This window comes from Streptomyces sp. NPDC015532, assembly GCF_043078065.1.
GTDB lineage: Bacteria > Actinomycetota > Actinomycetes > Streptomycetales > Streptomycetaceae > Streptomyces.
This window is the reverse complement of sequence record NZ_JBIBSY010000007.1, coordinates 180,139-204,612: the sequence shown is the minus strand read 5'-3', so window position 1 is coordinate 204,612 and position 24,474 is coordinate 180,139. Positions and strand designations below refer to the sequence as shown.

Annotated in this window: 19 protein-coding genes and 1 pseudogene; 5 read left to right on the top strand and 15 right to left on the bottom strand. The window is 72.2% G+C overall.

The features are described from left to right. Positions 1 to 56: 56 nt before the first annotated feature. The 3 genes from smc to ACF07B_RS22835 form a co-directional block, all read right to left on the bottom strand. The gene (smc, locus tag ACF07B_RS22845; RefSeq protein WP_392180293.1) at positions 57 to 3,659 is read right to left on the bottom strand and encodes a chromosome segregation protein SMC; all 3,603 of its coding nucleotides are present in this window, start codon (positions 3,657 to 3,659) and stop codon (positions 57 to 59) included. 224 nt (positions 3,660 to 3,883) lie between these two features. Further along, positions 3,884 to 4,087, bottom strand: coding sequence for a hypothetical protein (locus tag ACF07B_RS22840; RefSeq protein ID WP_028802434.1), 204 nt, complete (start codon positions 4,085 to 4,087; stop codon positions 3,884 to 3,886). 382 nt (positions 4,088 to 4,469) lie between these two features. Then, complete coding sequence (locus tag ACF07B_RS22835) at positions 4,470 to 4,751, bottom strand: acylphosphatase (RefSeq protein ID WP_392180292.1); 282 nt, start codon at positions 4,749 to 4,751, stop codon at positions 4,470 to 4,472. A gap of 153 nt (positions 4,752 to 4,904) precedes the next feature. On the opposite strand from ACF07B_RS22835, the gene ACF07B_RS22830 reads away from it, so the two are divergent. Further along, the gene (locus tag ACF07B_RS22830) at positions 4,905 to 5,897 is read left to right on the top strand and encodes a CAP domain-containing protein (RefSeq protein ID WP_392180291.1); all 993 of its coding nucleotides are present in this window, start codon (positions 4,905 to 4,907) and stop codon (positions 5,895 to 5,897) included. Positions 5,898 to 6,054: 157 nt separating this feature from the next. On the opposite strand, the gene ACF07B_RS22825 is transcribed toward ACF07B_RS22830, so the two are convergent. Together ACF07B_RS22825 and ACF07B_RS22820 are read right to left on the bottom strand one after the other, a co-directional pair. Beyond that, positions 6,055 to 6,357, bottom strand: coding sequence for a hypothetical protein (locus ACF07B_RS22825; protein WP_392180290.1), 303 nt, complete (start codon positions 6,355 to 6,357; stop codon positions 6,055 to 6,057). A gap of 179 nt (positions 6,358 to 6,536) precedes the next feature. Further along, the gene (locus ACF07B_RS22820) at positions 6,537 to 7,013 is read right to left on the bottom strand and encodes a hypothetical protein (RefSeq protein ID WP_392180289.1); all 477 of its coding nucleotides are present in this window, start codon (positions 7,011 to 7,013) and stop codon (positions 6,537 to 6,539) included. A 292-nt stretch (positions 7,014 to 7,305) separates the two neighbouring features. Here ACF07B_RS22820 and ACF07B_RS22815 point away from each other — a divergent pair, with 292 nt between their 5' ends. Beyond that, entirely contained in the window at positions 7,306 to 7,743 is a 438-nt protein-coding gene (locus ACF07B_RS22815; protein WP_392180288.1) for a winged helix-turn-helix transcriptional regulator, read from the top strand. 35 nt (positions 7,744 to 7,778) lie between these two features. On the opposite strand, the gene mutM is transcribed toward ACF07B_RS22815, so the two are convergent. The 8 genes and pseudogenes from mutM to recG form a co-directional block, all read right to left on the bottom strand. After that, positions 7,779 to 8,639, bottom strand: a complete 861-nt coding sequence (mutM, locus tag ACF07B_RS22810; protein WP_392180287.1) for a bifunctional DNA-formamidopyrimidine glycosylase/DNA-(apurinic or apyrimidinic site) lyase — start codon at positions 8,637 to 8,639, stop codon at positions 7,779 to 7,781. A 251-nt stretch (positions 8,640 to 8,890) separates the two neighbouring features. Then, complete coding sequence (gene rnc / locus ACF07B_RS22805) at positions 8,891 to 9,748, bottom strand: ribonuclease III (RefSeq protein WP_362391589.1); 858 nt, start codon at positions 9,746 to 9,748, stop codon at positions 8,891 to 8,893. Positions 9,749 to 9,767: 19 nt separating this feature from the next. Beyond that, a complete protein-coding gene (gene rpmF / locus ACF07B_RS22800; RefSeq protein ID WP_006139588.1) occupies positions 9,768 to 9,941 on the bottom strand; it encodes a 50S ribosomal protein L32 in 174 nt (57 codons plus the stop codon). Positions 9,942 to 9,943: 2 nt separating this feature from the next. Further along, positions 9,944 to 10,597 carry a DUF177 domain-containing protein gene (locus ACF07B_RS22795; RefSeq protein ID WP_369484699.1) on the bottom strand — a complete coding sequence of 218 codons (654 nt, stop codon included), beginning with the start codon at positions 10,595 to 10,597 and terminating at the stop codon, positions 9,944 to 9,946. A 173-nt stretch (positions 10,598 to 10,770) separates the two neighbouring features. Beyond that, on the bottom strand, positions 10,771 to 11,850 hold the full coding sequence (locus ACF07B_RS22790) for a cell division initiation protein (protein ID WP_392180286.1): 1,080 nt from the start codon (positions 11,848 to 11,850) through the stop codon (positions 10,771 to 10,773). A gap of 99 nt (positions 11,851 to 11,949) precedes the next feature. Then, positions 11,950 to 12,429: a pantetheine-phosphate adenylyltransferase gene (coaD, locus tag ACF07B_RS22785; protein ID WP_362391880.1), complete on the bottom strand. Its 480-nt coding sequence runs from the start codon at positions 12,427 to 12,429 to the stop codon at positions 11,950 to 11,952. A 26-nt stretch (positions 12,430 to 12,455) separates the two neighbouring features. Further along, positions 12,456 to 13,046 (bottom strand): annotated as a pseudogene (gene rsmD, locus ACF07B_RS22780) (16S rRNA (guanine(966)-N(2))-methyltransferase RsmD); the annotation flags it as partial. Positions 13,047 to 13,110: 64 nt separating this feature from the next. After that, positions 13,111 to 15,327 (bottom strand): ATP-dependent DNA helicase RecG, encoded by a 2,217-nt coding sequence (gene recG / locus ACF07B_RS22775; RefSeq protein ID WP_392180285.1) that lies wholly within the window; start codon positions 15,325 to 15,327, stop codon positions 13,111 to 13,113. A gap of 166 nt (positions 15,328 to 15,493) precedes the next feature. On the opposite strand from recG, the gene ACF07B_RS22770 reads away from it, so the two are divergent. Next, positions 15,494 to 17,332, top strand: a complete 1,839-nt coding sequence (locus tag ACF07B_RS22770) for an HSP90 family protein (protein ID WP_392180284.1) — start codon at positions 15,494 to 15,496, stop codon at positions 17,330 to 17,332. Beyond that, complete coding sequence (locus ACF07B_RS22765) at positions 17,329 to 20,445, top strand: tetratricopeptide repeat protein (protein WP_392180283.1); 3,117 nt, start codon at positions 17,329 to 17,331, stop codon at positions 20,443 to 20,445. Before ACF07B_RS22770 ends, ACF07B_RS22765 begins: the two co-directional genes overlap by 4 nt. Here ACF07B_RS22765 and ACF07B_RS22760 read toward each other — a convergent pair. Beyond that, complete coding sequence (locus tag ACF07B_RS22760) at positions 20,442 to 21,434, bottom strand: LysR family transcriptional regulator (protein ID WP_392180282.1); 993 nt, start codon at positions 21,432 to 21,434, stop codon at positions 20,442 to 20,444. The genes ACF07B_RS22765 and ACF07B_RS22760 overlap by 4 nt on opposite strands. An 81-nt stretch (positions 21,435 to 21,515) precedes the next feature. Here ACF07B_RS22760 and ACF07B_RS22755 point away from each other — a divergent pair, with 81 nt between their 5' ends. Further along, complete coding sequence (locus ACF07B_RS22755; RefSeq protein ID WP_369486658.1) at positions 21,516 to 22,442, top strand: DMT family transporter; 927 nt, start codon at positions 21,516 to 21,518, stop codon at positions 22,440 to 22,442. A gap of 19 nt (positions 22,443 to 22,461) precedes the next feature. Here ACF07B_RS22755 and ACF07B_RS22750 read toward each other — a convergent pair whose 3' ends face one another. Next, positions 22,462 to 24,321 (bottom strand): DAK2 domain-containing protein, encoded by a 1,860-nt coding sequence (locus tag ACF07B_RS22750; RefSeq protein WP_392180281.1) that lies wholly within the window; start codon positions 24,319 to 24,321, stop codon positions 22,462 to 22,464. Positions 24,322 to 24,474 lie beyond the last annotated feature (153 nt).

The window sequence follows — 24,474 nt, the reverse complement described above, 5'->3', positions numbered from 1 at the left end:
GCTGATGACCCGCCGGACGGTCGGCACAGACGGCCGGCCGATGAGCCGCCCGGCGGTCAGCGCAGGCGCTGGCTGATGACCTTCGAGACGCCGTCGCCCTGCATGGAGACGCCGTACAGCGCGTCGGCGACCTCCATCGTGCGCTTCTGATGGGTGATCACGATGAGCTGGGAGGCCTCCTGAAGCTCCTGCATGATCCTGATCAGCCGCTGGAGGTTGGTGTCGTCCAGCGCGGCCTCGACCTCGTCCATCACGTAGAACGGGCTGGGGCGCGCCTTGAAGATCGACACGAGCAGCGCCACGGCGGTCAGCGACCGTTCGCCGCCGGAGAGCAGGCTGAGCCTCTTGACCTTCTTGCCCGGCGGCCGGGCCTCGACGTCGACGCCCGTGGTGAGCATGTTGTCGGGGTCCGTCAGGATCAGCCGCCCGTCACCGCCGGGGAACAGCCGGCTGAACACGCCCTCGAACTCCCGGGCGGTGTCCCGGTACGCCTCGGTGAACACCTGCTCGACCCGCTCGTCGACCTCCTTGATCACCTGGAGGAGGTCGGCCCGCGTCTTCTTCAGGTCCTCCAGCTGCTCGCTGAGGAACTTGTGGCGCTCCTCCAGCGCGGCGAACTCCTCCAGGGCCAGCGGATTGACCTTGCCGAGCTGCTGGTACGCGCGCTCGGCCGACCTCAGCCGCTTCTCCTGCTCGGCGCGGTGGAACCGCCGGGGCTGGTTGCGCGGGTGCTCGGGGTCCTCGGGCAGTTCCTCGCCCTCGGCCGGCAGCGACGGCGGTACGAGCTGGTCGGGGCCGTACTCCGCGACGAGTCCCGCCGGTTCGACGCCGAGTTCGTCCAGCGCCTTCGCCTCCAGCTGCTCGATGCGCATCCGCTTCTCGGCGCCGAGCACCTCGCCCCGGTGCACCGAGTCGGTGAGCTTGTCGAGTTCCGCCTTGAGATCGCGGCCCTGGCCCCGCGCGGCCACGAGCTCCTGCTCACGGCGGGCCTTCGCGCTGTCGGCCGCGGTGCGCTCCTCCTCGGCACGGGCGAGCGAGATCTCGACGTGCGCGAGCAGTTGCCGTGCGCCGGAGGCGACGGCCGCGGCGACGGCCGCCTCGTGGCGGAGCCGGGCGCGCCGCTGTTCGGCACGCGCGCGTGCCTCGCGTTCGGCGCGGGCGGCGCGGTCCAGCGAGTCGGCCCGGCCGGCGAGTCCCTTGACCCGCTCCTCGTGCGTGCGCACCTGGAGGCGGGCCTCCATCTCCGTCTGCCGCGCGTTGGCGCCGTCGGCGGCGAGCCGGTCCCGTACCGAGGTGTCGGGTTCCTCCTCGACGGGCATCTCCTCGGCCACGGCGAGCCGTTCGGCCAGTTCCTCGGCCTCGGCCACGGCCCGGTCGAGCGCTTCCTGCGCCCGGGCGGCCGCCGCGGTGCTCCGCTCCGCCTCGCCCGTGGCGCCCCGCGCCTGCCCGGCCAGCCGGCCGAGCTGCTGCGCGACGGTCGACTTCTCCCGCTCGGCGGCCCGCCGGCGCTCCCCCAACTCCTCGACGAGCGCGGCCCGTTCCGCGCGCTGCTCGGTCGCCAGCCGCTGCGCCTCGGCCAACTCCTCGCAACGTACGGCCAGTTCCTCCAGCTCGGCCGCCGCCTCGTCCACGGAGGCCTGCACTTCGAGCAGGCTGGGCGCTCCGGCGGACCCGCCGTGCGCGAAGTGCGCCCCGAGCAGGTCGCCCTCGGCGGTCACCGCGGTGAGTGCGGGCCGGGCGTAGACCAGGTCCTCGGCCTCCTCCAGGGTGCCGACGACGACGATCCCGCGCAGCAGCCGTCGTACGGCGGGCATCAGTTCGGCGGGGCCCCGGACGAGATCGGCGGCGTGGGGCGGCGCGTCGGGGTCAAGGGGTACGTCGCTGGTGGCGCCGTCCGCCGGTCCGGCGCCGGTGTGGGTCCCGGCGCCGGGTTCCTCGGGGGTTCCGGCGAGCAGCAGGGCCGCGCGACCCGCGTCCTGTTTGCGCAGCAGGCGGATGGCCTCGACGGCCGAGGCGGGGGTGGCGACAGCGATGGCGTCGGCGGCAGCGCCGAACGCGGCGGCGAGCGCGACCTCGAAGCCGGGGGTGACCGAGAGCAGTCCGGCGGCGGGACCGAGGACCCCGGTGAGCCGGTCCGTGGCGCCGAGCAGCGCTCCCGTGCCGTCCTTGCGCCGCAGGCCGAGGGCGAGGGCGTCACGGCGGGCCCGGGTGGCGGCCCGCTTGCGTTCGGCGGCGGTGGCGGCCTCGCGGGCGGCGGTCAGCGCGGCCTCGGCGTCGGACAGGGCCCGGCGGGCCGCCTCGTGCTGCTCGGTGAGGTCGGCGTCGCCCGCGTCGAGTCCGTCGACCTCGGCCTTCAGCTCCTCGTACTCCTCCTGTGCCGTGACCGCGCGCTCCTGGGCCTCGTCGCGGGCGGCGGCGAGCCGGTCGATCTCGGCCTGCGCGGAGGCGGCGCGCGAACGGGCGGCGTTGACCTGGCCGCCCAGGCGGGCGAGGCCCTCGCGGCGGTCGGCGATGGCCCGGGCCACGTCCTTGAGCCGGCGCTCCTCGACGGTGAGTTCGCGCTCCAGTTCGGCGCGGTGCGCGACGGTGTCCTCCAGGGCCCGCTCGGCCGCCTCCAGGGCCGCTTCGAGTTCGGCCTCCTGCTCGCGGACGCGGGCGGCCTCGCGCTCCATGTCCTCGGGGTCGCGTCCGCGCCGTTCCTCGGCGGGCACCGAGGTGGCGCTCTTCACGCGCGCGTCGGCCAGCGAGACCGTGCCGCGCACGCGCTCGGCGAGCTGGGAGAGCTCGTACCAGGTCTGCTGGGCGCGCTGGAGGCGCGGCGTGAGCTGACGTACCTCGTCCTCCAGCAGGGCCTCCCGCTGAAGCGCCTTCCTCAGCTCGGCCTCGGCGGATTCCTTGCGCTCCTTGAGCGCGGCCTCGTCGGCGATCTCGGACTGGAGCGCCCCCCGCAGACGGACGAGGTCGTCGGCGAGGAGGCGCAGCCGGGCGTCGCGCAGGTCGGCCTGGATGACGGCGGCGCGGCGGGCCACGGCGGCCTGCCGGCCGAGCGGCTTGAGCTGGCGCCGCAGTTCGTCGGTGAGGTCCTGCACGCGGGCGAGGTTCGCCTTCATCGCGTCCAGCTTCCGCAGCGCCTTCTCTTTGCGCTTGCGGTGCTTGAGGACGCCGGCCGCCTCCTCGATGAAGGCGCGGCGGCCCATCGGGTCGGCGTGCAGGACGGAGTCGAGCTGGCCCTGTCCGACGATGACGTGCATCTCACGGCCGATGCCGGAGTCGGACAACAGCTCCTGGATGTCGAGCAGTCGGCAGGTGTCGCCGTTGATCTGGTACTCGCTGCCGCCGTTGCGGAACATGATCCGCGTGATGGTGACCTCGGCGTACTCGATGGGCAGCGCCCCGTCGGAGTTGTCGATGGTGAGGGAGACCTCGGCACGGCCGAGCGGCGGACGCCCGGTGGTGCCGGCGAAGATGACGTCCTCCATCTTGCCGCCGCGCAGCGACTTGGCCCCCTGCTCGCCCATGACCCAGCTCAGGGCGTCCACGACGTTGGACTTGCCCGAGCCGTTGGGGCCCACGACACAGGTGATGCCCGGCTCGAACCGCAGCGTGGTCGCGGAGGCGAACGACTTGAACCCGCGCAGGGTCAGGGCCTTGAGGTGCACGCCGCTGGACTCTACCTTTCGGGCCGGTCTCACTCCATGAGCGCGCGGTTTCGCCCATGAACACGCAGGGCACACCAGACGTTAAAGAGGGGGAGGGCTGCGCGGGGGAAAGAAAGAAGGGACGCCGGACGGCGTCCCTTGCAAATCTGACAACTTAGCGGTTGATTCGGGCTGCCCGACCACTGCTGTCATGGTGCGGTTGCTGTCATGGTGCGGTGCAGTGGTCAGGTGAGCGCAGGCTCCGCCTGGGGTACGTCGATGCTCTCGAGAAGCGAGTCGTGAGAAGCGGCAGCCGCGAGCGCGTCGTTCTCGGCCTGAATCCGTACGAGCTCGGATTCGAGGTCCTGGACGCGCTGCTGGAGCCGTCGCATCTCGGCAATGAGTCGCGGGTCGGAACCGCCGACGTAACCGAGAAGCGCCTTTGCCATGATGGATGGTCCTCCACACTGAGTGACCGACCGAAGCGGTGTGGGTCGTGAGGGAATCGCACCCGCGATGCTTGACACTGCTGATGTCCTGCTGCCGTTCCACATGCCAAACAGCTAAGGTGCGCGGGGCTTTCAGCGTCTCACCAAAAAGTTTGACGGTCAACACGATCACGCCCTGTATCGGCGGGCAACCCACTGTCGCGCGGCTTGTGAAGCGGCGGCGCTGCGACTCCGGCGGGGCCCTCAGGGCGTCGGGATCATCGTTATCTCGGGAGCCTGCCACTTCGCGTCGTTCTTGGCAACCACCAGGCCGTTTCCACTACTGACGGGTGCCACCGGCATACGCCACGCCACCTTTCGGGGGCTTTCGCGGGCATCTCCGTCAGCGGATGGCGAAGCTGTCGTAGATCCCTCGGGGCGTGTCCCAGATCTCAGTCACTCCGTCCACCCGGCCGGGCGTGTCGTCTCCCTGGAGCCAGTCGAGCAGACTCTGGCAGCCGGCCCGGGGGCCCTCCGCGACCACTTGGACGCGTCCGTCGTCGAGATTGAGAGCAAAACCACTCAGCCCCCCGATCTCCAGCGCCCTGGCCCGTGTAAACCAGCGGAAACCCACACCTTGGACCCGTCCGCGGACCCAGACGACCAGCCGTGAAACGTCGTTCATGGCTGCACGCTAACCGGACAATGTCCCCTGGAGCACATCCTCCCCATGCGCCATGGGGTACCGTCCCGATCCAATGAGTCTCATTAGAAACTCACTCTTTAGGGTGAGGTTCGGATGAGGATCGCTGACTCAAGATCGAGGAAGGCCCAAGAGATGGGACGCCACCGACGCTCCGACGCCGGCCGCGCCGCCACAGGGCGCGCCACCGGAGTCACAGAAACGAGCGGGACCCGCACGGAAAGCTACGGCCCGGAGAACCTGTACGGCTACGCGGCCGTCGCCGATCTCCCGTCCGCCGCGGCCGCCCGCTCGCACCGCAAGCGCAAGGGTCCGAGCCCGGTCAAGACGGGACTGCTCGGCGTCTCGGCGGCCGTGGCCCTCGGCACCGTGGCCGTCGCGGCCGGTGTCGTACCCGGCGCCGACAACTACGCGCTCGGTGGTGGCAGCAACAACTCCGACAGCGTCCAGGCGGCGAGCTCGCCCTCCAGCGTGGAGAGCCAGCAGGGCGGCACCTCGGGCAGCGCGGACGCCCGTGAGGGCACCTCGACCAGCCGTGGCTCCGGTCGCGCGACGACCCCCTCGACCGTGGCCCCCTCGGCCTCCGCGACGCCGTCGGCCCCTCCGAGCACCACGGAGCCGTCGAAGGAGCAGGGCAACGGGGCCTCCAAGGAGGAGAAGACGAAGGAGCCCAAGGCTCCCCAGGCTTCGAAGCCCTCCAAGAAGGAGACGAAGGCCCCGGTCGCCAAGGCCCCGGTCGACGTGTCCGCGGAGACCGCCGCCGAGGCCGAGGTGCTCAAGCTCGTCAACGACGAGCGCGCCAAGGTCGGTTGCAGCCCGGTGGCCGCGAACAGTTCCCTGACGGATCTGGCCCAGGCCTTCAGCGAGGACATGGCGTCGCGCGACTTCTTCGACCACACCGACCCGAGCGGGCTCAGCCCGTGGGACCGTGCGGCGAAGTCCGGGATAACCATCCTGGGCGGCGAGAACATAGCCCGCGGCCAGGCCGACGCGGCAGCCGTCATGGAAGCCTGGATGAACAGCCCCGGCCACAAGGCCAACATACTGAACTGCGACTTCAAGACCCTCGGCGTCGGAGTCCACTTCGCCGAGGGCGGCCCTTGGTGGACACAGGACTTCGGCTACTGAGACAGCCGCTGATCGCATGGCCGACCCGCTCGGGGGGTCGGCCATGTCGTGTTTCCGGGACACCCGGCGCCCACCGTTCGCGGTCTCCTGAAGCGGTGGCTGTGCGCCCCGCCGGGCCGACCCGAACAGGCCGCCGACGCGGCGGCATCGTCAACCGCTAATCCTGGACGGGAAGATCAGGATGGGTGGCCAGGAAGACGATGTAGGTGATCGCCGCCGCTGCCCCCAGGAGGGACAGCACGCCACCCACCAGCGCTCGCGTCCCGTTCGCTCGGCCCGCCTTTGACGCGTGGTGCTCGACGAAGGCCCGCACGACGCCGGCGAGTGCCAGAGGCAGTGCGACCAGACTGACCAGGATCCAGAACGGGCAGCAGAACCAGCACGCCAGGGACGCTCCGCCGAACCAGACCGCGAGCTCCGCCTTCTCTCGTGTCTCGTCCGGTGCGCCGCCAGGAATCATGAACCGATCCAAGCAGAGCCCTTCCTGCGGCACAGCAGCGAGGTGCAGCAACCGTCGCGACCGGAGTCGACCGCCGCGGTCCGACCAGCTGAGCAGACCTCGTTGACCTCCGTCTCGGTCATGTCTTCCATGGTCACCTCAAGGGTGTCTGCCGACAGCTGACACACCCGTGGTCGTCGCTACATGCCCGCCGCGGGGTCGCCGTCGCCGAGGCCTATCCACCAGTGCCCGTCGTCCTTCACCAGCAGCAGCTCCTGCCGCTGACCGGTTTCCCCGTACGCCACCGTCACCGAGTTGAAGTAGCTGACGACCCCCTCCCGTACGGTGACTTCGACGGGGCCGCCCGCTGCCCGGCCGTACTCGCGCACGTACTTGGCCGCGGTGGGCCCGGGCCGCTCGTAGGCGGGCCCGGCGAGATGCGCGATTCCCTGCGCGTCTCCGTCCTTGAGCCGCTGGACGTAGACCCGTACGAGAGTGTCGACGTCCTCGGCCGTCTCCTGCACGTCGGGGTAAGTGGAGTCGTCCGCGCGCACCGTCACGTCGACCTTGGGTGCGTCGGCCAGGGCGTAGGGCTCGCCGGGCCAGTTCCACCCCACGGCTGCGGTGATCCCGACGATCAGCAGACCGCCGCCGAGCGAAACAGCGAGCTTGTTCATATGCGCCCTCCCCCAGTACCGACTCACGCGAAGGGCGAAAGACCCTGCTCTCAAGCAGGTCCGCTCGCACCCCTCCAGGGGATCATCCCATCCCCGGAGAAGCCGTGGCCGGCAGCGATCGCGCAGGTCACGATGGCGCCGGAGGCGGTCGTGGGACACGGCGGCCCTGCGGGGCGAGCAGTGGCGCCACCGAATCGCCGCGGCCAGAGCGGCTCTGGACGCCCTGCTGTAGACGCTGACCAGGAGTTAGTGCAATCTGCTGGACAGCGCTGTGGCTGAGTATGCTGGCGGTATGGAATCGTCAGCGCGGATCACGGAGCGCGCCGGGAGCGGCGAGGGCGCCGTGGGCGCCGACGGCAAGGACCTCGCGTACGACGTGTTCGCCCGCGGGTGTCCGTCCCGGGGCACGCTGGAGCACGTCACCGGCCGCTGGGGCTCCCTCACCCTGGGAGCGCTGTTCGAGGGCACGTTCCGGTTCAACGAACTGCGCCGCCGGATCGACGGCGTCAGCGAGAAGATGCTCTCGCAGACCCTGCACGCGCTGGAGCGCGACGGTCTGGTGCACCGTGACGCGTGGCCCACCAACCCGCCGCGCGTCGACTACACCCTCACGCCGCTGGGCCGCGAGGTCGCCGAGCGCCTGCTGGCCCTCATCGGCTTCGTCGAAGGGCGCATGGACGAGGTCCTGGAAGCCCGTGGGCGCTACGACGAGACCCGGAACCAGACGTAAAGACGTAAAGGATTCGGGGCGGCGCCCCCGGGCCGTCAGACCGCTGGGCGCGGGGCTCGCTGGCAGCGCGGGCAGAAGTAGCTGGAGCGGTTCATCCAGGCCCGTCGGCGCATCGGTGTCCCGCAGCGGCGGCAGGGTTGACCCTCACGCCCGTACGCGTCGAGCGAGCGGTCGAAGTAGCCCGACTCACCGTTGACGTTGACGTACAGGCTGTCGAAGCTCGTCCCCCCGGCGGCGAGGGCGTCGTTCATGACATCGCGTACGTGGCCGAGGAGTTCGGCGGTGCGGGGCCGGGTCATGGTTCCGGTCGGGCGTTCGTAGTGCAGCTTGGAGCGCCACAGCGCCTCGTCGGCGTAGATGTTCCCGACACCGCTGATCAGCGACTGGTCGAGCAGGGCGCGCTTGAGGGTCGTACGGCGGGCCCGCAGCGCGGTGTGGAACGCGGCGTCGTCGAAGAGGGGGTCGAGCGGGTCGCGGGCGATGTGCGCGATGACGTCGGGGAGGCCGTCCGGGGTGTTCTCGTGCAGGGACAGCCCGCCGAAGGTCCGCTGGTCGACGAAGCGCAGCTCGGTGCCGCGGTCGTCGTCGAAGCGGACGCGGATGCGCAGATGCTTCTCCTCGACGGCGTCCTCCGGCTGCACGAGGAGCTGACCGCTCATGCCGAGGTGCGCGAGCACGGAGAACGGCGAGGCGTCGAGCGGCAGCCACAGGTACTTGCCCCGGCGCATCGCCTCGCCCACCCGGTGCCCGGTGAGCGCCTTCGCGAAGCCGTCGGGGCCCGCCAGATGCCGCCGCACGGCCCGCGGATGCCGGACGTCCACGGATCGCACGACCCGTCCGGTGACCCAGCGCCCCAACCCCCGCCGCACGACTTCGACTTCGGGCAGCTCGGGCACGGGACTCCTCCTGAGGGGCGGGCTGGGCCGGTGATGCCGGAAGGGTACATCGCGCCCGGCGACTGCCGTCGGCGGGCGGTTCGTCCCGGAACCGGGGGCGGGGGCCGCCGGACGCGGGAACGCCGGAACCGGGGCGCCGGGCGCGGAACGCGCGAACCCCGCCGCGGCGCGAGTGCGCCGAGACGGGGTCCGTTGGTGCGGGTCCCCCGTACGGACCACGGAGACCGCGGTCCGTACGGGGGGTGAAGGATTCAGGCCGTGGCCGTGTCGGTGGTGGGCGTCGAGGAGGTGTCGGCGGTCTCCTCGATGTCCTGGGCCGCCTGCTGGGCGGCACGAGCCGCCTGTTCGGCGGCCTGGGCCGACTTCGCGCGTTCGTCCGCGGCGGAGTGGATGGCGAGCCACGCGGATTCCGCGGCCTGCTGCTCCGCCTCCTTCTTGCTGCGGCCGGTGCCGGTGCCGTACGAGACGCCTCCGACGCGGGCGGCAGCAGTGAAGACCTTCTCGTGGTCCGGGCCGGTCTCCGTGACCAGGTACTCGGGAACCCCGAGCCCCTCGGTCGCGGTGAGCTCCTGGAGGCTGGTCTTCCAGTCCAGGCCGGCACCGAGATTCGAGGACTTCTCGATCAGCGGGTCGAAGAGCCGGTGGACGAGTTCGCCCGCGGCCTCCAGCCCCTGGTCGAGATAGACAGCGCCGATCACCGCTTCAAGGGTGTCGGCGAGGATGGACGCCTTGTCCCGGCCTCCCGTGCCTTCCTCGCCCCGGCCGAGCCGGATGAAGGAGCCGAGTTCGAGGCCGCGGCCCACCTCCGCAAGTGCACGAGAATTGACCACCGCGGCCCGCAGTTTGGCCAGTTGGCCCTCGGGCAGGTCGGGGTGGGTGCGGTACAGCGTGTCCGTGACCACGAGGCCCAGTACGGAGTCCCCGAGGAACTCCAGACGCTCGTTGGTCGGCAGACCGCCGTTCTCGTACGCGTACGAACGGTGGGTCAGCGCACGCACCAGAAGGGCGGACTCGAGCTTGTAGCCGAGCCGCCCTTCCAGAAGCGTGTGGGACGAGGCTGTGTTGTCCGCCTTTTTCTTGGCGGTTGCATCCGCCTTGGCGTCAGACATCAGACCTCTCACCAGCCGCTCAGACCTCGAGGACCTGGCGCTTGTTATAGGTGCCGCAAGCCGGGCACGCGATGTGCTGCAGCTTGGGCTCGTGGCAGCGCTCGCACGCAACCAGGGTGGGGACCGCAGCCTTCCACTGCGACCGGCGGTGGCGCGTGTTGCTGCGCGACATCTTCCGCTTCGGAACAGCCACGGCTACTTCTCCTGCTTCTCGTCGGCGTGCGCTGATGGAAGCGCGCCGCCGCTCATCTCGTCCTTCTCGCCATCTTCGAGTGAACCGGCGAGTCCCTGCAGTGCCGCCCAACGGATGTCGACGGCGTCATGGTGGTGGTCCGGGTCGTCCGCGAGCCGGACTCCGCATTGGGAGCACAGACCCGGGCAGTCGTCCTGGCACACCGGCTGCATCGGCAGTGCGAGCACTACCGCATCACGCAGCACGGGTTCGAGGTCGAACAGTCCGTCCTCGAGAGGGAGTGTGTCCTCGTCTTCCTCGGCGTCGTCGGCCGGCTCCGCCTTGGGGCGGCCCCGGTCGTCGGCGTCAGGGTACGAGAACATCTCCTGGAAATCCGCTTCGAGCACCTGCTCAAGCGGCTCAAGACACCTTACGCACTCCCCCTCGGTCGATGCACGGGCGGTGCCTGTGACAAGCACCCCTTCCATGACCGACTCGAGACGGAGTTCGAGCTCCACCGGGGCACCTTCCGGCACTCCGATGACACCCTGGATCCCGAGATCCCTGGGAGCGTCGATCGTGCGGGTCAGGCGCTGGAGCGCGCCAGGACGCCGCCCCAGCTCGTGTGTGTCGAACACGAGAGGATTGCGGTGGTCGAGGCGGGCGTTCAGAGCCATGACTGCTTTCGGTTCTCGATCTCAGGGGATGCTGCCCCCGCTGTACCGCGGGCAGCGTTGATCGCGGACGTACACGCGACCGAAGAGCCAGGATACTGGACCTTTCGCTCTCGGCCCAATCCGGTGCGCGCCCGCCCCCCGGCCGGCCGCGCGCACCCCTCCCGGCCGCGCGGTCAGTGGCCGCCGCGCCCCTGCTCGTACGCCCTGAGCTGGTCCGCGCTGATCATGCTGGTGTCGAAGAGGCTGGCCTCGTCGAGGGCGTGGCTCTGCTGGTCCATGGCGTGGGCCTGCTGCTGGGCGTAGGCCTGCTGGCTCTGGTCGTAGCCCTGCTGGTCGTAGCCCTGCTGCTGGTAGGCGGCGTACGGGTCGGCCTGCTGGTAGCCGTACGCGTCCTGCTGCTGGGCGTACTGCTGCTGCTGATAGCCGTACTGGTCGGACTGCTGCTGGTAGCCGTACTGGTCGGACTGCTGCCCGTAGGACGGCTGGGCGGCCGGCTCCGGGGTCCGGGCGCCCTGTTCGGGATCCTCGGAGAGCTCCGCGAGGCCGGCGAGGTAGTCGGCGTCGCTGGTGTGCGCCCCCGGCGTCCCGTCGTCCGCGAAGGAGCCGAGTTCACCGAGGTCGTCGCTGGCGATCCGGCCCTGGAGCTTCTCCCGGCCGCGGCCGACGGCTTCCAGGGTCTTGGCGAGGACGGCCTCGAAGGCGCCGAGCTTGGCGTCGACGTAGTCGTCCGCGTTGCGGCGCAGGGTCTCCGGGTCGTAGCTGCGCTCGGGGGCGTCCTCGTCCTCGTACCCCTGCTCGTCGACGCCCGGACCGGTGCCGAGGAGCTTCTCGCGGCCGCGGCCGACGGAGCCGAGGGTCTTGGTGAGGACGACCTCGAAATTGGCGAGCTGGGAGTCGACGTAGTCGTCGGCCTCCGCGCGGATCTCCTCGGCCTCCCTGCGGGACTCGTTCAGGATGCGGTCCGCCTCGTTCTGCGAGCGGCGGGCGACCTCGGTGTCGGAGATCAGCGAGCCGCGCTCGGCGTGCGCGGTCTCGATGATCCGCTCGGCCTCCTGACGGGCCCGCTCGACCATCTCCTCGCGGCCGCCGATCAGCTCCTGGGCCTGGGCGAGGGAGCCGGGCAGCGCCTGGCGCACCTCTTCCAGCAACGAGAGCAGCTCGGCCCGGTTGACCACGCACGATGCCGACATGGGCATGGAACGGGCACTGCCGACCGTCTGGACGATCTCATCGAGCTTCTTCTGCACGTCCACCGTGTGCTCGCCACTCTCTACAGCTGTGATGGAGACGGACGGGACGACTGTACGACCACTCCCGTACCGTCCGACACCGGGTGACGGACTGTCAGTCGCTCAGTCCTGGCCGAGCCGCCCCTTGAGCGCCTCCAGCACCACCGGCGGCACCAGGTGGGAGATGTCTCCGCCCCAGTTCGCGACTTCCTTCACCAGGGACGAGGAGAGGAAGCTGTAGGTGGGGCTGGTCGGGATGAACAGGGTCTCGACACCCGAGAGGCCGTTGTTCATCTGGGCCATCTGGAGTTCGTAGTCGAAGTCGCTGACCGCGCGCAGGCCCTTGACGATGGCCGGGATGTCCCGCTGCTTGCAGTAGTCGACGAGGAGGCCGTGATAGGCCTCGACCTGGACGTTGCCGAACTCGGCCGTGACTTCGCGGATCAGCTCGATCCGCTCGTCGACCGTGAACAGGCCCTTCTTCGACTGATTGATCATCACGACGACGTGCACGACGTCGTACAGCGCGGAGGCGCGGGCGATGATGTCGAGGTGTCCGTTGGTGATGGGGTCGAATGACCCCGGACAGACGGCGCGGCGCAACAGTGGTCCCTCGCTCTCCGGTCCGGTCATCGTGCGTCTTCGCACGTAGAGGCGGCGCGACCGTACCAAAACGTGCCCTCGCCGTAGCGACGGGCCCTGACGGCCTCGAAACCGTCCGGCCAGCCGAATTCACCGCCTCTGGTGCTGCGCTCCACGGTGACGAGCACATCGTCCGCGAGCCAGCCCCCGGTGCGGAGTGTGAGCAGAATCTCGCGAAGATCGCCGTCCGGGACGACGTACGGAGGGTCCAGGAAGACCAGATCGTACGGTGCCTCGGGCGCCGCCGTCCTGACGATCTGCTCCGCTTTGCCCGATCTGACCTCGGCGCCGGGCAGGCCCAGCGTCTTCACGTTGTCGCGGATGACCTTGGCCGCGCGGGCGTCCGCCTCCACGAGCAGGGTGTGGCCGGCGCCGCGGCTGAGCGCCTCCAGGCCGACGGCGCCCGAGCCGGCGTACAGGTCGAGCACGCGCTCGCCCTTCAGCGGGCCGCCGAGCAGGGACTGCCAGGTGGAGAAGAGGCCCTCGCGCGCCCGGTCGGAGGTGGGGCGGGTGCCGTTGCCCGGCGGGACGGCCAGACGGCGTCCGCCGGCGCGGCCGGCGATCACGCGGGTCATGAGGGTCCTTTGCGCTGAGGGTGGTCGGTTCCTCCCAGTCTCTCAGCCGCCGGCCCCTCGCCGCCGCTCAGCCCTTGTCCAGGTACTGCTCCCGTTCCTCGTCCAGCAGGGCGTCCAGGGCGACGCGCAGGCCGGGCAGGCCCGTCAGGTCGGGGTCCGCGGCGACGACCGCGGTGGCCTCCTCGCGGGCCTCCGCGATGATCTCCTCGTCCTCGATGACGGCGAGCATGCGCAGCGAGGAGCGGACACCGGACTGGGCCTGGCCGAGGACGTCGCCCTCACGGCGCTGTTCGAGGTCGATGCGGGAGAGCTCGAAGCCGTCCAGGGTCGAGGCCACCGCGTTCAGCCGCTGGCGGGCCGGGCTCGCCTCCGGCATCTCGGAGACCAGCAGGCACAGCCCCGCCGCCGAGCCACGGCCGACGCGGCCGCGCAGCTGGTGGAGCTGGGAGACGCCGAAGCGGTCGGCGTCCATGATCACCATGGCGGTGGCGTTCGGTACGTTCACGCCGACCTCGATCACGGTCGTGGCGACCAGGACGTGTGTCTCGCCCGCGGCGAAGCGGCGCATCACGGCGTCCTTGTCGTCGGGGTGCATCCTGCCGTGCAGGACCTCGATCCGAAGCCCTTGCAGGGGTCCCCCGGCGAGCTGGGCGGCGACGTCCAGGACGGCCAGCGGCGGACGCTTCTCCGCGTCGTCCTCGGGCGAGGCCTTCTTCTTGCCCTTCTTCGGGTCGTCGTCCTCGTCACCGATGCGGGGGCAGACGACGTACGCCTGATGGCCGTTCTCCACCTCTTCGCGCACGCGCTCCCACGCGCGCGTGAGGAAGTGCGGTTTGTCCGCGGCCGGGACGACATGGCTGGCGATCGGGGACCGTCCGGCGGGGAGCTGGTCGAGCACGGAGGTCTCCAGGTCGCCGAAGACCGTCATCGCGACCGTGCGCGGGATGGGCGTGGCGGTCATCACCAGGAGGTGCGGGGGCTGTTTGCCCTTGCCGCGCAGGGCGTCGCGCTGCTCGACACCGAAGCGGTGCTGTTCGTCGACCACGACCAGGCCCAGATCGTGGAACTGCACCTTGTCCTCGATCAGCGCGTGGGTGCCGATCACGATCCCGGCCTCGCCGGTGACCAGGTCGAGCAGCGCCTGCCGACGGCCGGCCGCCCCCATGGAGCCGGTGAGCAGCACGACCTTCGTGGAGTGCTCGGCCCCGCCGAGCATGCCGCCCTCGGCCAGCTCGCCCATCATCTCGGTGACCGACCGGTGGTGCTGCTGGGCGAGCACCTCGGTGGGCGCGAGCATCGCGGCCTGCCCGCCCGCGTCGACCACGGCGAGCATGGCGCGCAGGGCCACCATCGTCTTCCCGCTGCCCACCTCCCCCTGGAGCAGGCGGTGCATCGGGTGTTCGGTGGCGAGGCCGTCGAAGATCTCCTTGGAGACCTTCTGCTGGCCCTCGGTGAGGGTGAAGGGGAGCTTGGCGTCGAAGGCGGTCAGCAGGCCGTCCGGCGCGGGGACGCGGGCGACGGCGGGGAGCTGGGCGTCGGCGTGGCGGCGGCGGGCCAGGGCGACCTGGAGGACGAAGGCCTCGTCCCACTTGAGGCGGGCGCGGGCGTCGTGGATGTCCGCCTTGGTGTGCGGGCGGTGGATCTTGAGGAGGGCCTCGGGGAGGGTGACCAGGCCGCGGCCGTCGCGCAGCGGGTCCGGGAGGGGATCGACCGCCTCGTGGGCGCTCGGCAGCACCGTCTGCACGGACTTGGCGATCTTCCAGGACTCCAGCTTCGCGGTGGCCGGGTAGATCGGGATGAGGGCGCCCGCCCAGCTGTCGACGCTCTCCGCGGCCTCGTCGCTCTCGCCGCGCAGCAGTTCGTAGGCCGGGTGGGCGAGCTGGAGGCGGCGGTTGAAGACGGAGACCTTGCCGGAGAACATCGCGCGGGTGCCGGGCAGCAGGTCCTTGTGGGGCTTGTGCACGCCGTGCCCGAAGAAGACCAGCTGGAGGCGGCCGCTGCCGTCGGTGATGGTGACTTCGAGGCGCTGGCCCTTGCCGCGGGGGGCCTTGGAGGAGGCGAAGGTGTGCAGGCGCGCGTCGGCGACCTGGGCCACCACCGTCACGTGCTCGTCCATCGGCAGGTCGGCGAGGTGGGTGAGCTGCCCGCGCTCCTCGTATCTGCGGGGGTAGTGGTGCAGCAGGTCGCCCACGGTGTGCAGGCCGAGGTGCTCGGCCATCACCTTCGCGGTGGCGGGACCGAGCGCCTTCTTCAGTGGTTCTTCGAGCACGGGCACGAGATCCATTGCACACCACGACACTGACATTGCCGTATACGTCCTGGAAATCCGCTGGTCAGACGGCTGGTTCCGGGCCTAGGATGACGCGCTCCGGCCCTCTTCGCGGTCACCGCCCCCGGGACCGCCCGACCCCGCGCGGTCGCCCGTCCCCCCACCGACCGGCGCAGCGACGATGGATTCCCAGACCTCACAGCCGTCCCAGGCCTCCCCGTCACCTCATACGTTCCAGGTCGACCTGCGCGGTCTGGTCGACCTCCTCTCCCATCACCTCTACTCCAGCCCCAAGGTCTACCTGCGCGAACTGCTGCAGAACGCCGTCGACGCGATCACCGCGCGGCGCGCCGAGCAGCCGGACGCCCCGGCCACGGTGCGGCTGTACGCCGAAGGCGGGACCCTGCGGGTGGAGGACTCCGGTGTCGGGCTCACCGAGTCCGACGTGCACAGTCTGCTGGCGACCATCGGCCGCAGCTCCAAGCGGAACGACGGCCTGGAATCGGCCCGTTCGGACTTCCTCGGCCAGTTCGGGATCGGACTGCTGGCGTGCTTCGTCGTCGCCGAGCGGATCCGGGTGGTCAGCCGCAGCGCCCGGACGCCCGACGCGGCGCCCGTCGAGTGGACCGCCGCCGACGACGGCTCGTACACCGTGCGCGTCCTGCCGCACGAGGCACGCGCCGAACCCGGCACCACCGTGCACCTGGTGGCGCGCGCCGGGGCCGGCGAGTGGCTGAGCGAGGAGCGGGTCCGGTCGCTGGCGCGGGACTTCGGCGCGCTGCTGCCGTACGACGTACGGGTCGGCGACGAGGCGATCGCGGAGCTGCCCGCGCCCTGGGACCGGCCCTATCCGAGCCCCACCGGCCGGCGGGTCGCCCTGGCCCGGCACTGCCGGGAGCTGTTCGGGTTCACCCCGCTGGACTCCATCGACCTGGACGTGCCGCTGGCCGGCATCCGGGGCGTGGCCTATGTGCTGCCGACGGCGGTCAGTCCCGCCCAGCGCGCGACCCACCGCGTGCACCTGAAGGGCATGCTGCTCACCGAGCGGGCCGAACAGCTCCTGCCCGAATGGGCGTTCTTCGTGCGCTGTGTCCTCGACACGGACAGCCTGCGGCCCACCGCGTCCCGCGAGTCGCTGTACGAGGACGAGACCCTCGCCGCCGTGCGGGAGGCGCTCGGCGAGCGCATCCGGTCCTGGCTGACCGGGCTCGCGGCGGGCGATCCGGAACGGCTGGCCGCCTTCCTGTCCGTGCATCACCTGGGTGTGAAGTCGCTGGCGCGGCACGACGCGGAGATGCTGCGCACGATGCTGCCGTGGCTGCCCTTCGAGACGACCGACGGACGGCTGTCCCTGGAGGAGTTCGCGCAGCGGCACCCGGTGGTCCACTTCACCCGGACGGTGGAGGAGTACCGGCAGGTCGCGGCGATCGCCTCCGCGCAGGGCGTCGGGGTCGTCAACGGCGGCTACACGTACGACAGCGAGCTGATCGAGGCACTGCCCGCCGTACGCCCGGGTACGGCCGTCTCGGAGCTGGACGCGGACACCGTGACGGCCCACCTGGACACGGTCGACCCGGCCGAGGAGCTGGCGCTGGCCGGCTTCCTCGCGGCCGCGCGGGCCCGGCTCGACCCGCTGAACTGCGATGTGGTGCTGCGCGCCTTCCACCCCCTGTCGGTGCCAGCCCTGCATCTGGACGACCGGTCGGCCCGCCACGAACAGGCCCGGGCGGAGGCCGAGGAGCAGGCCGACGACCTGTGGGCGGGCATCCTCGGCTCGCTGCGCGGCAGCACCCCGCGCGCGCGTCTGGTCCTCAACCACCTCAATCCGCTGATCCGCAGGATCAGTTCGCTCGGCGATCCGGACCTCGCGGGCACCGCCACGGAGTCCCTGTACGGACAGGCCCTGCTGATGGCCCAGCGCCCCTTGCGGCCCGCGGACTCGGCGCTCCTCAACCGCGCCTTCATCGGTCTCCTGGAGTGGGCCACCCACACCGACCCCGGAAAGGACGACCGCCGATGAACCCGGCCATGGACTTCGACACGCTGCGCCGGGCGATGGCGGACAACTACGAGCAGCCCGAGGGGCCCGGACGCAACGCGCGCGCGGAGCAGCTGCTCGTGGAGGCCGAGAAGCTGAACATCCCGCTCGCCGTGATCGAGGCGCTCGGACACCAGCTGAAGGTCTACAACTACAGCTCCGAGAAGGACAAGATGTTCGTGCCCTTCGCGCGCCTGCTGCGCATGTGGGACGAACACCCGGAGGACTTCGACGAGTTCGAGATCCACTCACTGCACTGGGTCTTCAAGTGGATGTCGGCGGGCATGCTCGACCAGCCGCACGTCCCGCTCGCCTCCATAGAGAAGTGGCTCGGCGAGATGGAGCGGCGCTACCGCCTCGCCGGTCACTCCGAACGGGCCGTGCGCGGCGCCGAGTTCAGCGTCGCCGCCCATCTGGGCGACCTGGAGCGCGCCGAGCGGGCGTACACCGCCTGGCTGGCGGCGGACCGTGACGCGATGGCCGACTGCCTCGCGTGCGAGCTGCACGGGCAGGGGTGGTGGCGCGCGGTGCGCGGGGCGGACGGGGACGCGCTGGAGCTGTGGGCGCCGGTGCTCGTGGGCGAGTACACCTGCGCCCATGAACCGCACACCGTCCTCGCGTCCTCCCTGCTGCCGCTGCTGCGCCTGGGGCGCGTCGAGGAGGCGCGCGCCCATCATCTGCGGGGTTTCCGGCTGGTGCGGGCCATGGAGAGCATGCGGGGCGCGTACGCGGACCATGTGGAGTTCTGTGCCCTGACCGGCAACGAGGCGCGCGCCCTGGAGCTGCTCGCGGAGCGCCCGGCCTATTTCACCGACTCCGGGGATCCGCGCAGCAAGCTGGACTTCCTGTCGGTCGTGGCGCTCGCCATGGACCGGGTGACCGCCCTCGGGCTCGGCGGGCAGCCGGTTCCCGGGCCCGCGGGGCGGGCGTGGACGGCGGCGGAACTCGCCGTGCACGCGCGCGGGGAGGCGCTCGCGCTGGCCGCGCGGTTCGACGACCGCAACGGCACGTCGTACGTCGGGGAGCGGGTCCGCGCGCGCATGGACCAGCCGGTGCTCGTCGGCCGGCTGCCGCTGGGCCTTCGCTCCGCGGCCCCGGCGCGCCCCGGGTCCCGCCCGTCCGCGCCGGTGCCCGCGCCCCCGGGGGAAGCCGTGGCCGAGGCCGCCGCGCCGGACCTGGACGCGCTGCTCGCCGAGGCCCGGCGGCTCTCGGCGCTGCGGAACCCTGACGCGGTCGAGGCGTGGGCGGCGGTCGCGCGCGCCGCCGAGGGCCACGAGACGGCGGTCCGCGACCGCGCGGAGATCGCCGATCACGCGGCGATGGGTCTCGGGCCGCAGGGCGCCGCTCTCTTCCACCGGGCCGCCGGTCTGTACGCCGAGGCGGGCGACCCGGGTGAGGCGCTGGCGGCCCGTTCCCGCGCCGCGTACGTCCAGGCGCTGTCGGGCGGATCGGTGGAGGTCCTGGAGGTCGTCGCGGAGCTGCGCGAACAGGTGCTCGCGCTGTTCGCGCGGGGCGGGACGGGGGTCTCGCAGACGGCGTCCGTGCTGGTGAGCCGGGCCCGGACGCTGTTGCTCCGGGTGGACGAGCTGGAGAGCGGCGCGGTGAGCGGGCGGACGCCCGCCGACAGCGACACCGGTTCCGGTTCCCCCTCCGAGGCCGATGTCATGGCCGCCGCCGACGAGGCCGCGCGGGAGTTGCTGGCCCTCGCGGAGGCGCACGCCGGGGACGACGTGGGCCTCGCGTCACGGGCCGCCGAGGCGTACGCGATGCTCGGGGAGCTCGCGGGCCGCGCCGACGACGCGGAGGCGGCCGCCGGACTCCTCCGGCGCGCCGTCGACGGGTTCGTGGGGGCGGGGCTGCCGTGGTTCGCCGTCGAGTACGACTCCCGGCTCGCCGGGATCGCGACGCATCTCGGCGACATGGAGGCGGCGGAACGGGCGACGCGCGACGCGCTGGATCACGGGGGCTCCCATCTGGAGCCGATGGGCCATGCCCAGCTGCATCTGCGGCTCGCCGAGACACTCGCGGCCGCCGGGCGGTTCGGACCCGCCTCGGAGCATGCCCTGGAGGCCGCGCACTGGGCCGACGAGGCGGGCGAGGCGGCCACGTTCGGGGCCTGGGCGCGCCATCACCTCGGGGGATTCCTGCTGCGCCTGGGGCGGTGGGCGGAGGCCGCCGAGATCCTGGAGTCGGCGCTTCCGGATCTGACCGCCGAGATGCACGGCGAGGGCGCGATCGTGCAGACGCGCTGGTGGCTCGGCGACTGTCTCACCGAGCTCGGCGAACACCGCGAGGCCGCCGAACACTGGCTGCGCGCCGCCGACGTGGCCCGGCACTGGCCCGAGCAGCGCGACCACGCGATGCTCGCGAACCTCGCGGCCGAGGCCCTCGCACACGCCGGGCTGACCGCCGAGGCCGATCAGGCGTACGTCCGTGCGGGCGGGCTCTGGCGTGAGCTGGGGGACGTCGACGGGCTCGTCCGCGCGCTCCGGGCGCGCGCGTGGGGCGCGGCCCGGCGGGACGGGGGGCTCGACGAGGCGCGGAAGCTCATGGCGGAGGCTATCCAGGAGTGCGCCGCGGCGGCGGGCCGGCCGGCTGCCCCGGACTCGCCGGGGGCCGGACGGCCGGGCGGAGCGGACGGCTCGTCCGAGTCGGGGGCGGCGCGGGCGGACAGCGGCGCCGGTGACGGTGTCGGGCTCGGTGTCGGGCTCGGTCTCGAAGGCGAGGACGCGGAGACGGCGCGCCGTCTCACCGCCGAACTCGGGCACACCCACCGCCAGTTCGGTGACCTGGTGGCCCGCTCGGTGCCGGACGACGCGGAGGAGGCCGTCGCACGGGAGGCCTTCGAGGAGGCTCTCGGGCACATGGTCCGGGCGATCACCGTGTTCACCTCCCTCGGCGACTCGCTGCTCGGTGCCCGGACGGGCGCCGAACTGGCGGCCGGCCGGCTGGAGGCCGACCTGGGACGCCACGAGGCCGCCTCGGCCCGCGCGCGCACGGTCCTCGCCGTGTGCGACCGGCTGGACGCGGAGATCGCCGGGACCCGGCGGGCCGAGGCCGAGAAGATGCGCGAGCTCACGAAGAAGGCCGACTAGCCGGCCAGGGGCCGGCCGTTCCCGCCGTCGTCCGCCGGGCGGACGGGAGTGGCCGGGCCCCGCAGTGGACGGACGGGCCCTGGATCCGGGTCCTCGCCGGTGCGGATCGTCTCGGCCGCGCGGCGCAGTTCGTCCAGGACCGTCCGTACGGCCTTGCGGGCCGCGTTCTCGGGACGGTGGAGCACGTCGATGCGGCGTACGGCGTGGACCCCGGTCAGCGGTCTGAGGACCAGGGCGGGATGCGGGCGCGTGGTCCAGCGGGGCATCAGGGCGAGGCCTCCGCCCGCGGCGACGGTCTCCGCGACCACCGCGAATTCGTTGATGCGGTGGACGATGTCGAGCCGCCGGTTCGCGGCGGTCGCGATGGCGTCGACGGTGGCCATCAGCGGGAAACCGTCGTGCACGGTGATCCAGGGCAGACCCGCGACATCGTCCGGGCTCAGGCTCGCCTCGCGGGCCAGTGGGTGGTCGGCGGGCAGGGCCACGTCGAGGGGTTCGCTCAGCAGCGTGGTCGCGGTGACGGTGCGCGGCCAGGGCGGGGTGTGCGCGAGGTGGTGGGCGAGGACGAGATCGTAGTCCCGGGTCAGGCGGGGGAAGTGGTCCTGCGCCACGTCCTGGTCGGCGAGCGAGAGCCGCGGGGCCGACGCGGCCCGGTCGCGCAGCAGGACCGGGAAGAACGTGGCGGCCGCGCTGTGGAAGGCGGCCACCGACACGTCCCCGGCCGGCTCCTCGACGAAGTCGTCCACGCAGTGCCGTGCCCGGGCGAGGGCGCTCTCCACCTCGATCGCCGCACCGGCCAGCACCCGCCCGGCGTCCGTGAGCACCAGCCGTCGTCCGTCGCGCTCGGTGAGCGGGACCGGGATCGAGCGTTGCAGCAGGCGCAGGTGCTGCGAGATCGCCGAGGGCGTCATCAGCAGCGCCTCCGCCACGGCGGTGACGCTTCCCAGCTCGCCCAGTTCACGCAGGATCCGCAACTGCCGCTCGTTCACCCGTTCATTGTAGTGATGCTTAAAAGACCCTGAAGAACTTCGCTCTGTGCTTCATGGTCGGTGTACGGGAGCGTGTGAGGCGTGTCCCGAGTCCGCAGCACCGACGCGGTGCTTCTCCTTGTCGCCGTCGTCTGGGGTTCCAGTTATCTGGCCGCCAAGACCGCCACGTCGGCGCTTCCCGTCCTGCTCGTCCTCTTCGCCCGGTACGGCATCTCGGCCGTCGCCTGCGTCGCCCTCGTCGCCGCCCGGCGCCGGACCCGGCGCTGCACGCGCGACGAGCTGCGCGTAGGGGCCCTGCTGGGGGTCACCCAGGCTGCGGTCCTGGTCCTGGAGACGTACGGGGTCGCGCACACCAGCGCGGCCAACGCGGGCCTGATCATCAGCCTCACCATCGTCCTCACCCCGCTGCTGGACCGTACGTCCGGCGCGGCGCGGCTGCCGCTCCGCTACTTCGCCGCCACCGGCCTGTGTCTGCTGGCCGTCGGGCTCCTGGTGTCCGGCAGCGGCTTCCACTCCCCGCGCGGCGGAGACCTGCTGATCCTCGCCGCCGCCCTGGTCCGCGCGGCCCATGTGGCCCTGGTGGGGCGGCTCACCGCCCGTCACCCGGTCCGGCCGTTGCAGGTCACGGCCGTCCAGACGGCCGTCGGCGCCGTCCTGTTCACGGTGCCCGTCGCGGGCAGCCTGACGGCGCTCGGCGGGGTCGACGCCGGCGGCTGGGCGCGGCTCTTCTATCTCGCCCTGTTCTGCGGCCTGTTCGCCTTCCTCGCCCAGACCTGGGCGGTGCAGCGCAGTTCCGCGAGCCGGGTCAGTCTGCTGCTGGGCACCGAGCCGGTCTGGGCCGTCGCGGTCGGCATCGTCCTGGGCGGCGAACACCTGACGGCCCTCACCGCCCTCGGTGCCGTGGTCATGGTCGCCGGCACCTACTGGGGGCAGGCCGTCGAACGCGAGCACCGCAGGGCCGGGGCCCTGGAGGTCCCCCGGCGGTCCGAGGTGCCCGCGGGGGCCTGACCGACGGCACCGAGGTCCGCTACTCGACCCCGATCAGCAGCAACGCGCCCTGGCGCCCGCCCCGGTAGACCACGGTGTCCACCGCGAGGTACGACTCCCGCACCCGGGCCTCCAGGCGCGCGGCGACGGTCTCGGGGGCCTCGTCGCCCAGGACGAGGGTGACCATCTCGCCGCCCGCCGCGAGCATGCGGTCGAGGACGGTCTCCGCCGTGGCGGTCACGTCGGTGCCGATGACGGCGACGTCGCCGTCGATGAGGCCGAGGACGTCTCCGGCCTGGCAGATGCCGGCCATCGTCCAGGACTGCCGCTCGGCGACGGCGACCTCGGCGTAGCGGGTGGCGCCGGCCGCCGAGGTCATGGCGACGACGTCCTCGTCGAAGCGGCGCTCCGGTTCGTGCACGGCCAGCGCGGCGATGCCCTGCACCGCGGAGCGGGTCGGGATCAGCGCGACCCGGACGCCCTCGGCGCGGGCCTGTTCGGCGGCGGCCGCCGCGGTGTGCCGCAGGTCGGCGTCGTTGGGCAGCAGCACCACCTCGCGCGCGTGGGCCCGTCGTACGGCCTCCACGAGCTCCCCGCTGGCGGGCGGCTCCCCCGGCCGGGCGAGCACGGTGGTCGCACCGGCCTCCGTGTACAGCCCGGCCAGACCCTCGCCGGGCACGACGGCCACGACGGCCCGCTGCGTCCGCTCCCGGGGCGGGCGCCCGGTCCCGGCTCCGGTGTGCACGTCACCGAGCCCGAAGTGGGTGATCCGGATGCGGTGCGGACGCCCCGCCTCGACACCCGCCTCGACGGCCGCGCCCGCGTCGTCCACATGCACGTGGACGTTCCACAGGCCGTCGCCGCCGACCACGACGAGGGAGTCGCCGAGGCCGTCGAGCCGGTCCCGCAGGCGGTCCACGGCCGCGTCCTCCGCTTCCAGGAGGTAGATCACCTCGAAGGCGGGATGGCCGGTCCCGGCGGCCGTGTCCCCGCAGGCGGCCGCCGCGTCGGCGCCGTGGCCCTCCGGCGCGTCCGGCCCGGCGGCCCGGGAGCCGCCGGTTCCGGTGTCCGCGGCGGCGGCTCCCGGGGTGCCGGCCGGACCGGGCAGGCCCGTGGTGCCGGGAAGGGCCCCCGCCGCCGGCTCGTGCGGTCCGGTGGAGGCGGCGAACGGTCTCGGCGCCTGGCCCGTGAACGTCTCGGTCAGCGCCGCGAGGACCGCCACCAGTCCTCGCCCGCCGGCGTCGACCACGCCGGCGTGTTCCAGGACGGCGAGCTGGCCGGTGGTCGCGGCGAGCGCGGTGCCCGCTCCCTCGTAGGCCGCGAGCGCGACCGTGCCGCAGTCCCCCTCGACGCCGAAGGCCGCGTCGGCGGCGGCCGAGGCGACGGTGAGGACCGTGCCCTCGACGGGGTGTGCGACGGCCCCGCGGGCGGAATCGGCGGCGTTGCGCAGTGCGAGGGACAGGCCCCGGCCGTCGGTGTGAGCGGCCTCACCGTCGGCCGTGAGCACCTGGGCCATGCCCCGCAGCAGCTGGGCGAGGATGGTTCCGGAGTTGCCCCGGGCCCCGATCAGGGCCCCGTGCGCCATGGCCCTGATGGCGTCGGCGAGGCGGACGTCACTCTCACCGGCCACCCCGGTTCCTTGGGCCGCCGCGGACGCGGGGGCGGTGCCGGACACGGGGGCGGTCCCGGGGGCCGGAGCGGCCACCGCCTCGTGACCCGCGAACACCGCCTCGACGGCCGCCGTGGCCGACTCCACCGTCAGATACAGGTTCGTCCCGGTGTCCCCGTCGGCGACCGGGTAGACATTGATCGCGTCGATCTCCTCGCGCGCACGGCCAAGGGCCTGAAGCGCGAGCCCGCACCAGGTGCGCACCGCGAGAGCATCGAATGTCTGCGGCACCTGCGCCTCCTTGAGCTGCTGGACGTGGGAGGCAGCGTAGACCCAGAACGGGTTACTGCCGGTAGAGGGTCCCGGGCCCGAGGAGGGCGGAGTGGCAACCGGCAGGTCATGGTAGTTTCGTTCTCCGGACGCAGTCGTTGTATGCTGCTCCAG